The 12,420-nt window shown below is 42.4% G+C and carries 9 protein-coding genes; 2 read left to right on the top strand and 7 right to left on the bottom strand.

Annotation, left to right across the window (positions count from 1 at the left end):
* The first annotated feature begins 1,259 nt into the window (after nucleotides 1-1,259).
* On the top strand, nucleotides 1,260-2,666 hold the full coding sequence (locus N4T56_RS03760) for an MBL fold metallo-hydrolase RNA specificity domain-containing protein (protein WP_261732277.1): 1,407 nt from the start codon (nucleotides 1,260-1,262) through the stop codon (nucleotides 2,664-2,666).
* 43 nt (nucleotides 2,667-2,709) lie between these two features.
* On the opposite strand, the gene N4T56_RS03755 is transcribed toward N4T56_RS03760, so the two are convergent.
* On the bottom strand, nucleotides 2,710-4,767 hold the full coding sequence (locus N4T56_RS03755; protein ID WP_261732276.1) for a TonB-dependent receptor plug domain-containing protein: 2,058 nt from the start codon (nucleotides 4,765-4,767) through the stop codon (nucleotides 2,710-2,712).
* A gap of 37 nt (nucleotides 4,768-4,804) precedes the next feature.
* Here N4T56_RS03755 and N4T56_RS03750 point away from each other — a divergent pair, with 37 nt between their 5' ends.
* A complete protein-coding gene (locus N4T56_RS03750) occupies nucleotides 4,805-5,233 on the top strand; it encodes a Cd(II)/Pb(II)-responsive transcriptional regulator (protein WP_261732275.1) in 429 nt (142 codons plus the stop codon).
* A gap of 148 nt (nucleotides 5,234-5,381) precedes the next feature.
* Here N4T56_RS03750 and N4T56_RS03745 read toward each other — a convergent pair whose 3' ends face one another.
* The 6 genes from N4T56_RS03745 to N4T56_RS03725 all read right to left on the bottom strand — a co-directional run bounded on the left by N4T56_RS03745 (nucleotide 5,382) and on the right by N4T56_RS03725 (nucleotide 12,381).
* A complete protein-coding gene (locus N4T56_RS03745) occupies nucleotides 5,382-5,909 on the bottom strand; it encodes an Hpt domain-containing protein (RefSeq protein ID WP_261732274.1) in 528 nt (175 codons plus the stop codon).
* A gap of 52 nt (nucleotides 5,910-5,961) precedes the next feature.
* Nucleotides 5,962-8,019, bottom strand: a complete 2,058-nt coding sequence (locus N4T56_RS03740) for a response regulator (RefSeq protein WP_261732273.1) — start codon at nucleotides 8,017-8,019, stop codon at nucleotides 5,962-5,964.
* Nucleotides 8,004-8,888: a hypothetical protein gene (locus N4T56_RS22905; RefSeq protein WP_449329053.1), complete on the bottom strand. Its 885-nt coding sequence runs from the start codon at nucleotides 8,886-8,888 to the stop codon at nucleotides 8,004-8,006. The genes N4T56_RS03740 and N4T56_RS22905 overlap by 16 nt, the downstream gene beginning before the upstream one ends.
* A 419-nt stretch (nucleotides 8,889-9,307) precedes the next feature.
* Entirely contained in the window at nucleotides 9,308-10,123 is an 816-nt protein-coding gene (locus N4T56_RS03735) for a CHASE domain-containing protein (RefSeq protein ID WP_261732272.1), read from the bottom strand.
* Nucleotides 10,124-10,247: 124 nt separating this feature from the next.
* A complete protein-coding gene (locus tag N4T56_RS03730; RefSeq protein ID WP_261732271.1) occupies nucleotides 10,248-10,781 on the bottom strand; it encodes an EAL domain-containing protein in 534 nt (177 codons plus the stop codon).
* Nucleotides 10,756-12,381, bottom strand: coding sequence for a sensor domain-containing protein (locus tag N4T56_RS03725; protein ID WP_261732270.1), 1,626 nt, complete (start codon nucleotides 12,379-12,381; stop codon nucleotides 10,756-10,758). Before N4T56_RS03725 ends, N4T56_RS03730 begins: the two co-directional genes overlap by 26 nt.
* Nucleotides 12,382-12,420 lie beyond the last annotated feature (39 nt).

Genomic DNA, 12,420 nt, shown 5'->3' with positions numbered 1-12,420 from the left:
TAATCAACAGGTGAGCGAGTGAGCAACAAGGTGCCTTTATCGGCGTTGCTGTCTAACAGCGAGCTGGTGATCTTGTTGTCGGTAAGTTGACGAATAAAACCGGAGGCCACATCTAATTGATAAAGCTGACTGTTGTTACGCCAATAGCTCCAGCGATCTTCCAATGCTTGAAAACGCTTTGAGGTCGCTTTGTCATCGGCTTTAAAGGGCTTTTCCCAGTTAAAAAGTAAACTGTCGCCAAACCACTGCAAGCCAGACACATTATCAAGCTCAGTGGCGGCAATATCGATGCTTAAATCTGCTACATTGAATAACTGAATTTGTTTGTTAGCCACAAACGCGAGCTGTTTTGAATCATCAGACCACACCGCACTGCTTGGACGACTCTCCTGCCAACGATACAGTACACTGTTGTCTGGCAGTTTGCGCAGCTCTGTCACTTGGATCGGCTTATCGCCCTGGGCGGCTTGATATTCAATGGTTGATTGCAGTAAGTACTTACCATTCGGCGATAAGGTTAAATTGCTGATGACCTTTGAGTCAAAAAGCTGCTCGGCCGATACGCGCTGTGTTTGTTGCGCAGAAAAATCAAGCTCATCAACATCGCTTTTACCTTGCCAATCTAGGCTAAAAGGCTCGTCTTTTTGCAAACCATCGGCGAGCAACATGAGCTGATAATCGCCATTGACGAGCTCAAGCTCAACTTTATCAGCTGAGTTAACTAACTGGCCATTAACATACACCTGCGGGTTTTCAAGGCCTTTAACGGTTAATGTACCTTGAGTAAATCGTTGTGTAGAAACCGGTAAACGATAAGCTAACCAGCCCTCACCTTCAGCTGTCGATGTGGCTGTTTGCCATGAAAGCGCTTGATTAAAGATTCTGACTTTACTGGCTTTATGCTCTTGGCTGAGTTTTGCCACCAAATTGGCACGCAAGGCATCGGCTTGAGCACTTTTAGATAACGCCGTAGCAGAAACTTGTGTTACCGGTCAATACGTTGAATGTATTTTGCGTCAATGTCGACGCCAAATGCCATGCCTGAAACTGCCATGGCTATACTGGTTAACACCAGAGAAAAAGCTTTCATTACACGTCCTTATTATTGCAACTTTCATTATTCTTGATAGTCAGCGCAGTGTGACAAAAGTCTGCACAAAATGCATATTTTTTGTGTATCAATAATTGTCACTTGCTGTATTTATGCCATCTCCACTGCTAAGTTATTTAACCGTACCTGACTCAATTAAAGGATTAATATGCAGATTATTCATCATGGCGCGGTCAATGGAGTAACCGGTTCTTGCCACCAGCTCGACATTAACTCACAACTTCCAAGCAGTTATCTTATTGATTGCGGGTTATTTCAGGGCGCCGAAACCGCAGGTAAAAACTCTGCTGATCAACTGCAAATAGACTTCTCAATCGACAACATTCACGCGTTAATCATCACCCATTGTCATATCGATCACGTTGGCCGGATCCCCTACTTACTCGCCGCCGGTTTCAACCAACCGATTTATGCCACAACAGCAACGGCGTCGTTATTGCCTTTAGTAATTGAAGATGCATTAAAAGTGGGCGTGACTCGCGACCAAACGCTGATCCAGGCCTGTTTAAACCAGCTCAATAAACTCATTGTGCCGGTAGACTATCACCAATGGGTTTCATTACCGATAAACCTCAACAATGCGACTCAACCGGTTAAGCAAATTAAGCTTAAGTTTAAACCTGCAGAGCATATTTTAGGCTCGGCCTATGTTGAGCTTGACCTCAAAGTGCCGAATTATAAACACAGAGTGGTTTTTTCAGGTGACTTAGGCGCAACCTATGCCCCATTACTGGCAAGCCCTAAAAGCCCTTATCGAGCCGATACCCTAGTGATAGAGTCAACCTACGGCGATAAAAACCATCAAGGCCGAAAAGATCGTAGCAAACAACTCAAAGGAATTATTGAAAAAGCAGTTAAAGATAATGGCGTGGTGCTCATTCCTGCTTTTAGCATTGGCCGTACACAAGAGTTGCTATACGAGTTTGAACACATTATTTTTCGTAATCAACACAACCCCATGTGGCAAAATATCGACATTATTGTCGACTCACCTATGGCGGCAAACTTTACTCAACAGTATCGTGCATTTAAGGAGTTATGGGACAAAGAGGCCAAGCAAAAACTGAAACAAGGCCGTCATCCGTTAGATTTTGAACAGCTCACCACCATCGACAGCCATCAAGATCACTTCGCGGTAATCAACTATTTAGATTCGGTCAATAAACCCGCCATCATCATTGCCGCATCGGGCATGTGCACTGGTGGCCGTATTAGTAATTATCTTAGCCGCTTTTTACCTAAGGCTACTACCGATGTATTATTTGTCGGCTACCAAGCCAAAGGGATCACTGGCCGAGACATCCAACAATATGGTGCACAAGGCGGTTATGTGTATATTGATGAACAACGAATAGACATTAAAGCCGTTATCCATACCATTAGCGGCTACTCTGCCCACGCCGACCAACACAACCTCATCAACTTTGTAAAACGCATGCATCACAAACCTAAACACATTCGTATCGTTCATGGCGATGATGAGGCTAAACAAGCGTTAGCAGACGCGTATCAAACCTTATTACCCACAGCAGATATTGAAATAGGTAAAGAATGATTGGTAATACAAGTATTTTGTCTCAAGCAATAGGTATAAAACCCTAGTGACCAAATTTAATTCTAACGCCGGCGTTTGCAATAAATCCATCGTTACGCGACCAAATATCAGTGGTCCATTGGCCGCTAGGCGCGCGGCTAGGCAATAACATTGGGTGCTCGTCGGTTTGCTTCACATCGAGTAGGTTTTCTAAATTAATAAACCAACTGACGCTGCCCACGGTAATTTCACCCATTAAGCCTAAATGCCAATAGGGGTTGGTTTCTTCAATATAAGGATTATCATTCACGCGCTGCGTGCCAGTGTAATAAGCCTCAAAGCCGGCTCTAAAGTTGCCATGCTGCTCCCACATCGCGACAAAACCACCAGAGTGTTCTGGCGTTAAGGCTATATCTCGTCGCCCCGTCCCTTCAGGTGACTCCTCGGTTGCATCTAAGTACAAATAGCTTGCCGTGAGTTTAACGTCACCTAAATAATAACGCAGCAACACTTCAGAGCCGCGAATTTGGCTTTCGCCAGATGCATTCACCAATCTCACCGCATCGAGGCTGCCGTTGTTGTTGGTAGAAAAAGACTCTAGTGTGGTGACGTTATCCACATTGGAGCCAAACAAGGTCAAACTGGTTTCTACATCATCAAAACGATAAGTAAAATCAAGCGACGCTGTTTTAGCGCGCTCTTCTTTTAAGTCTTCAATTGGCGCTAAACGAGATAAGCCAGCCGCTTCAATCTCTTCAACAAACGGAGTTGGGGCAAAATAGCCTTCACCATAAGAGCCTCTTATGGTTAAATCATTTGGGCGATAAAGTACTGACACTCTTGGACTAAATTGGGTACCGTATTCGCTGTGTTCATCAATACGGACACTGTAAGAGGTGGTAATTTGATCGGTTAATTCATAATCAAGCTGGGCAAACGCGCCGGGGACGTCGTAAGAATAATCAAACTCAGAGAAGGTGTCTGAGGCAAAGACTTCAGATTGATACGCTAAACCGACAACCCAGTCACTATTGTCGGTGTAACCTGCAATGCTATTTTCAAATAAATAACTCTCGTGTGTATCTTCTTCAATATCGGTACCATAAACATGGACATGATCTTGTACCATCGCCGAGCCGCGCGTGGTCATGGTTAAGGTGTCTAATAATGGCATGGTAAATACCAAACCGCCATCAAGCCTTTCTGAGTCCTGTGATTGCTCAAACGTTGTGCCATCAGCAACCGTATTATCACCGAGAGTTCCACCAGTGCGATCTTCTGTCATAAAGCCACTGGTCACATACAACGTTTGCCCAGCTTCGCCTTCCCAAAATAATCGAGGACGCACGGTATAGCGCTCATACCCTGCCAGATCTATCCAGCCATCGTCGTCAATATCTTGCTCGTCTTGATAATGCGCCCCAGCTGTCACCGACCCTTTTAAGTTCTCACCTAGTGGAGACTCAATATAAGTCGTCACATCCTGACCATTACGGGTAGTGGCATTAACCAACACTTCACCACTGAGCTCATCACCAGGACGACGCGAAACAAGGTTAATCACCCCACCCAATGCTGAGCCACCATAAAGCGATGATGCCGAGCCTTTAATAATTTCAACACGGCTTAAATCGGTTGGCGGTACTTGTAACAAACCAATCGATGCCGCCTGATTACCATAAAGCGGTAAACCATCAGCCAGTAATTGAGTATAGCGGCCATAAAGACCTTGTAAGCGAATATTGGCACTGCCCAGTGCTGGCGATGTGGTTTGTAATCTCACCCCACCGGTTTCGGCCACCAGCATCGAAATATTACCCGGTCTCATTGCCGCTTTTTCTTCAATTTCTTCGCGGTTAATCACCTCGACTCGGATGGGCTGTTCACCGGCAATTCGCCCTGAGCGTGTAGCTTGTATCACAATGGTTTCCATTGATTCTTCGTGTTCATGTTCGTCATCATGCCCTTCCTCATGATGCTCAACATCTGCATGAGGCTCATCATGAGAGTCAGAAACGTGTTGCTCAGACGTATTAACCGAATGCCCCTCATCACTTGCATAACTCAACCCCATAACACTTAGCGACAAAACCAACGATGCCGTAGCACAATAGCTAAACATACAACTTCCTTATAACAACACATGATCTAAAAATGATATGATTGAGCTTAAAGGTTACAGCGACTGGAAGGTCAAGTTGAAAATAAGTGAATTGGCATCGATTGCCAAAGTATCGGTAAAAACCATCCGTTATTATGAGCAAATTGGATTATTATCTGCCCCTAATCGCAGCGATAATGGTTATCGGTTTTATCAACAAAAAGACATTGAAACGCTGATTTTTATTAGACGTTGTCGAGAGTTGAATATTGCATTAGATGACATCAAGCGCCTTGTGGATACCCAGCAAGATCCTAAATCTTCATGTGCCTTAGTAGACAACATCATTGCCCAGCAACTCGCGCGTATCCAACAAACTCAGCGGGAACTGGCACTACTAGAACAATCACTCGCCGCGCTAGCCTCTTGCTGTCAAAACCATCAGATAAAAGATTGCAGTATTTTACACACACTTAAATCTTCATAGCCGAGGGTATTGCCCAAAACGAATAAGGCTTACAACCAAATTTAGCGTTAATAACGGTGTAACAATAAAGGAAAATGCACCATGCATCAGTAAGTAAGCGTATACGTATGCTGCACATCAATTGCCAACAAAGAGTCCACACGGCCGTTTACTGCTTGTCTGTCATTATGCTTTTTTCTAGTATTTCAAGCGCTTTGGGATAATTAAGCATTTGCACTTGCTCATTAAATGTTGAAAATGCCTCTTGGCCCATCAATGCCATTATACTTGCCGCGTTATTTTCGACGGTTTCACTCGCAGAAAGATCATTAGTTTCTAAAGCCAAAATCAGCTTTTCAACCTCAGATTGAGTCATCTTATCAGCAAGAGGCTCAACGCTTTCGTTTGTTTGCGATCTCACTTGCGATTGCAGCTCTAAAAATTGCTGACTATTGCGTCGTAATTCTTTTAAAACGCGAATAATATTTCTCAATAATTGAGCTTGTTCATCATGCTCACCTTTGCGTAAACTAATTTCAGCTTGTGAAGTCAAGTTGTACAATTCCTTTGCACCCACCATTCCCGAACTTCCGCGTAACTTATGTATTTCAGCGGCTAAAGCAAGTCGTTTCTCACGTTGTTCAAAGGAGAATGCGTCAGGGTTGACGTGTTCCAAATCTCGGTGTTCTTCAAACAAACGTCGTAAAGCAAATTCGAATAACTTCACATTCCCTTGAAATAAATCAACGCTATTCGATATGCCGGTGATTTCGAGTACAATTTGGCACGCTTGTTACGCTATTGCTAGCATCAATGTGCTCAATCATCACAGCCCTTTCTCGATAGCGTTCAACCTGTTTACGAAGGCACAAGATCAACTGTCCGGGCTCAATGGGTTTACTCAAAAAATCGTTCATGCCAATACTTAGCGCCCTATTCTTTTCATCTATTAAGGTGCCGGCCGTTAGGGCTATGATAGGAAGCTTTTTAATATGCAATTGTTGGCGTATAAATGTCGTGGTTTCTAGGCCATCTATCTCAGGCATTTGCACATCCATCAGCACCACGTCAAAACTGTTCATAGCATCTTTTAATGCATCAATGGCTTTAGTACCACTGCATGCCGTTGTCACTACTGCACCATTGTTGATGAGTATTTGTTCAACCACATCGAGGTTCATTTGGTTATCATCAACAACTAAAATCCTCACGCCAGGTAACCACTTAGCTTTAATCGCTTCCATTTTAGTAGACTCAAGCACCCGAGCCGTATCACCTGTGTGATCAATAAGAACTTTATTCACCAAGCTAAAAAGCTCAGCAGGTTGAACTGGATAAAGCAGAATCCCGTTAATGCGTCCGCCATCATACTGGGCTACATCCCTTTGTTGCTCAGCAGAACACACTGCAATGACAGGGATATTTGGCCATAGTGGAAGATTAAATATGTCTTCAATGATCGGTAGGCTGTCTAACTGATATCGTTTCCAGTCAATAACAACCACATCAGGTAATGACTTTTGACTGGTTAAACGTTGCTCAAGCTCCTGCTTAAACTGCTCAAGGTTTGAACCACAAAAGACACGCCACCCTAATGACGTGCCAATTTTTTTCAACACGCAGTCTTTCTGATCAGCATCACCGAGCACCCAAATATGGATAGCTTCTACAATGGAGTCAGTACTAAAACCGTCATCGTTATCAAGCAAGGTGAAAGGCACGTCTAACCAAAATCGACTACCTTTGCCCATCTCACTCGCCACACCGACTTTACCACCTAATAATTCACTTAAGTTAGTGACAATCGACAAGCCAAGCCCGGTGCCATCAAAGCGCCGATTAATACCATCGTCAGCCTGGTTAAAGGGCTGGAATATCTTTTTCTGCTGCTTTTCAGAAATACCAATACCAGTGTCTTCAATGGTAAAACGCACTAACTGCTGCTCAGGTAATGCTGTGTCTGACGCTTCACGAGTGACGGTTAACGTTACTCCACCTTCATTGGTAAATTTGATTGCGTTACTCAACAAGTTAGTGATTACCTGTTGCAACAGTTTTTTGTCTGTAAGCACAATGGGAGTCACATCAGGATCTACATGCAAGCCTAATGTGATGCGCTTTTGATTAGCCTGATTAGAAAAAACACTATAAATTTCATCGAGTAATTGCTGCAGATTACAAGGCTCAAGCACTACAGGCATTTCATTAGCTTCGATTTTGCTTAAATCTAAAATGTCATTGACAATTCCGAGCAATGAGCGCCCTGCCAATTGAATGTTACTCACCAACTTCAACTGTTCAGAGGTTAACTCCTTCCCTTTAAGCAGATGAGTTAATCCAATCACCGCATTAAGTGGTGTGCGGATCTCGTGGCTCATGTTCGCTAAAAATGCGGTTTTTGCCTGGCTGGCACTTTTGGCTTTATCAATAGCACTTTTTAAGGTTTTTTCAATTTTTTTACGTTCCGAAATATTGCGAATAGAAGACGCAATAAGCATTTTGTCATCTAATTGAATGGGGCTTAAGCTCACCTCAACAGGAAACTCAGATCCATCAGCATGGCGGCTAAAGAGATCATCAGCCATTCCCATGGGGCGTGTACGGGGCTTATTAACGTAACCATCCACATAACTGTCATGTTTGCCAGCAACCGACACAGGCACAAGCATATTAATTTTTTGTCCGACCAACTGCTCACGACTGTAACCAAACAACTTTTCCGCCTGGGAGTTAATTAGCACTATCACTCCAGAGCTATCAATAATGACCATGGCCTCAGGCGATAACTCGGTCAAACTTTCAAACATATTGTCTTTTTGTTTTTGGCCTCAAGCTCTTTTCTAACCTGAGAAGCAATCATCATACGGGTATTATTTGCCCAAGAGTAATAGAACAACATTAAGGCTAAAATTGAAAAGGCGAGAAAAATCAGCATCTGCTTCAACAGCAAAAGCAATGCATTTTGGTAAACTTTAGCCGCAGAAAATGTGGCTCTTACTGTTAATTTTCCAGTGACATCACCGGGGTTAGGGGTAACCAGTGTTTCAGCACTTAACAGCGAACCTTTGTTCCCTTCCCAGGTAGTGAGGCTATTGTTTAATGCGCTGAAAAGATTTGTCGTTCGTTTAAAAGCATCGCCCCACAAATAACCTTGTTCAGAAAAAGAATCATCCACCATCGATGGTAAATTGGCGAGTATAAACTTTTGTTGTTCATTGGTAATGTAGATTATTTCACCATTTTTAGATAAACGATTAATCTCTTGCAATAATGGTTGAGCTTCTACATTAATGACTAAAATGGCAAAAATAGCCCCGTTAGGGTAAAAAAGAGGCGTTGAATAACGTCGAGTTAACCTAATGGGGAGCTCCATTTCCCCATTTTCAATGTTTGGCTCGATACTTGATGTATATATCTCCCCGTTATGTAAATTCACTGTATTAACAAAATAGTCCCGGTTTCCTTTATTTTGCAAGTCATCTTCAGAAGTAATAAGAACTTCTCCGCCTTTTCTTTCTACACGAACGAGCTCTTTACCTTGTCCCTCAGCACTAATGAGTCGGATCTGGGACATTTCTGCTTGAGATTGCATATATGCTTTAAAAATATCAGCCAAGACTTCTTTCCAACGGCTTAATTCAAATGGCAATGATGATGATGTCTGCCCTGCATTCATAACAGCCTTAATAATGGGTGTCGACTTTATAAAGGTTAAACCTTCTTTGTAATTTTGCTCATGATTGTCGATCAGCTCTTTACTGTACTGTGCATGGTCAACCAACACAGATGAGACAGAATTAAACTCTTGCTCTACATATAGATAACCACTAAAGGCCAGAATGCTCAGCATAATGAAAAAGTAGCCTTTTGATGCATTGATAAAGCCTCGACTTGAAAAAAAACTACTAGGGGAAACGTTGGTCTGTTGATCGACTGTCGAAGGTTTTTGTGAGTATTTGGTTGCCAATATCACTGAAATGAAATAAGACAAACTGGTCATCAGCACAAATAAAAACAGAAACCAAACCGGCGAATAAGACAACAATCCTTTTTCTGCATTATTGGCTGCTTTGGCGTAAATAACCCAGCTCCGGCTCATAAACTCAATTTCACGATAAATGACTGATTCAGAATCGTTATCAATTTTATTTTGGCCATGGAAAGATTCAAAAAAAGGAATGTTTTCAGCTTTATCAGCAATGGCAAGGTCAATGTCAGAAAACGCTGGGGCAAGGTCAAACAATACATCATCGACGACAAGTGGAGCAAAGGCCAGCCAATAGTCGATTGCAACCTTTTTTCAACTAGATTATCCAATAAAGGGGTGCTGTAAATAGGTAAAAGGATTAAAAAACCTCGTCGCTCTTTACCTTCTTCTTGAACGAGCGTAATAGGTGCACTGAGTGTGGCCTCACCGCTAATAGAGGCGGATATAGCAGCAGCTCTTCGATTACTTTCTGAAGCAATATCTAAACCGATTGATTCATCATTACTGAGTTGTGGATAAATATATTGAACAATAAAACGGTCTTTATTGTGCGGCGAGAGTGTATGCACTTTAAAACCTGGAGCACCGTCATTACGAGCAGCAACGACAAAATCTTCCTCTTGTTCTACCGAAACCCGCCTGATAAAGCCAAACCCTCTGGCGCCCGTATAATATTTAGCCACATTAAGCGATGCAATATAACGCTCAAAATGTTCGCGAGTAATATCATGATTTTCAGTGGTTTGAATGGCACTTCGGGTGCTTAATAAACCATACTCGTATTTTTTGAAACGGGTTTTGACTAGCTCAACGGCTTGTTGAATATGGATTTCGGTTCGCTCAGTTAATGTATTTTTATAGTAACTGTCGGCGATAGCATAAGCCCCTGCCATTAATGCACAGCCAATCAACCAAATAATCAAAAAAATACGCATTTGAGGGGGGTGACTGTCAATAATGACTTTTTCACATTCAAAAATCTATGCTCCTAAAGCGTGGCTCATGCTGACACCAGCCCATATCAAGTTATCATCAAACACTCATAATTTAAGTGTTCTCTTGTAAATAATCACACATTTGTTGATACGGCATAGGCTTACAATAATAGTAGCCCTGCATCACAAAACACCCTTTAGCAGACAGTGCATTGACTTGCTCGAGGGTTTCAACCCCCTCTGCCACTAACTGCATTTTTAACGAGTTTGCCAGGCCGATAATGGTGTCGACAATGGCCTCATCACTTTCATCATTGAGCATGTCATCAACAAAGCTTTTATCAATTTTAAGAATATCGATTGGAAAACGTTTTAAATACAGCAAACTTGAGTAACCCGTACCAAAATCATCAATTGAGATTTTTATTCCAAGCTGCTGTAATGCGTCAAGCACATCTCGCGTGCGCTCAACATCTTTAGCCAGCACGCCTTCGGTTATTTCAAACTCAATTAAACCGGTATCGATTGATAACTCTTTAACGAGTTTATTTACCGTGTCAAAGAAATCATCTTGAGCAAATTGTTTAGGTGAAATATTAATGCTTACTCGGCGTTTAAGGCTACATTTTCTGCCAGCTAATAGCATCTTCACACGCTTTTCGCATGACAAAATTGCCTATGGGCACAATTTGGCCACACTCTTCTGCTAATGGAATAAATTCAGCTGGCGAAATAAAACCACCCTCAGCTGAGGGTAATCTTAACAATGCCTCCATACCAACAAGTTGATTGTTTCTACTATCGACTTTAGCTTGGTAATAGACTTCAAATAGCCCATCTTGCACAGCATGACGTAAGTATTGTTCAAGCTTGTGCCTTGCTAACACACTGGTTCCAATTTCATCTGCATAAAAACGCCAATGGGCACGACCTAACTCTTTAGCGCGGTACATGGCTAAATCAGAGTGCTTTTGCAACATATCGATACTCATGGCGTCATCAGGATAAACAGACAAGCCAATACTACAAGAGAGTGCAAAGCGATTGTCATCCACATAAAATGGTGCTTCAAACAAAGCCAATATACGTTGTGCATAACTCGCCACTTGATCCAGTTTAGTAATGTCTGGCTGTAGAATGATAAACTCATCACCGCCCTGACGACTCACCGTGTCCACATTTCTTGAGTTCTCAAGCAAACGGTTAGCAATTTTTTTAAGGAGTAAATCGCCCTTTTTATGGCCAACAGAGTCATTAACACTTTTAAAGTTATCAATGTCTATCATCAGCATAGCCACTTTTTCATTGTTTCGATCGGCCATGTTGATAGCGCGTTCTGCACGGTCTTGCAGTAACATTCGGTTCGGTAAATTGGTCAACGAGTCATGGTTGGCTAAATGCGACATTTTCAACGCCATGGCTCTTGTTTCACTCACGTCGTGAAACACAATAATGGCGCCCTTTATTTGGCCGTGTTCATCTAATATTGGGGCGGCAGAGTCTTCTACTTCCAGTTTTTTCTGTTGTCGTGTATGCAATAAAGTATTAAAAGCCATGCCGACAATTCGGCATTCTTTGATGGCGATATAAATTGGATTAATGATTGAAAAATGGCCGCTGGAATCAGTTAATGGCATAATATCTTCAATTGGTTTATCAACCGCATCCTCAACACGCCACCCTGTTAATGATGACGCTATCGGGTTCATAAAATTAACAATGCCATTTGCATCAGTGGTGATCACCGCATCACCAATGGAGTTGAGCGTCACTTTCAGTAACTCTTTATCCAGGTGTAAATCATGCTGTAATACTTTCATTGGAGTAATGTCATTAAGAAGCATGACAAACCCATTAAACTTTCCTTCAACTAGGGTTGGCACTAAAGAAACCGAAGCAAACACCACGTCGCTGCTAGACGCATTAAATGTAAGATCAAACCCCATGGTTTTCCCTAACATCACCTGGTCAAGTGCCGCTAACAATACGCTGGTCGCTGCACTATCGAGGGCTTCATGTTGATGGATCACATCAGTAAGTCCTTTATCCAGCATATCTTTAGCGGTGATCCCAAACCATTTACCGTCAACATCATTACAAAAGATATTATCTAATTCTTCATCCCAATATGCGACAAACACAGGTAGATGATGGATAATATTGTCTAATGTGCCACGTGTAAGATTAAGCTGATGTTGCTTATTTTTGAGTTCAAGGTGGGTTTTTGCCCGCGCCTCTATAACCAATGGATTGAGTGGTTTTTGCAGAAAGTCGACACCACCGTA

This window comes from Shewanella phaeophyticola, assembly GCF_025398315.1.
Classification (GTDB): domain Bacteria; phylum Pseudomonadota; class Gammaproteobacteria; order Enterobacterales; family Shewanellaceae; genus Shewanella; species Shewanella phaeophyticola.
This window is presented reverse-complemented; position numbering and strand designations above follow the sequence as displayed.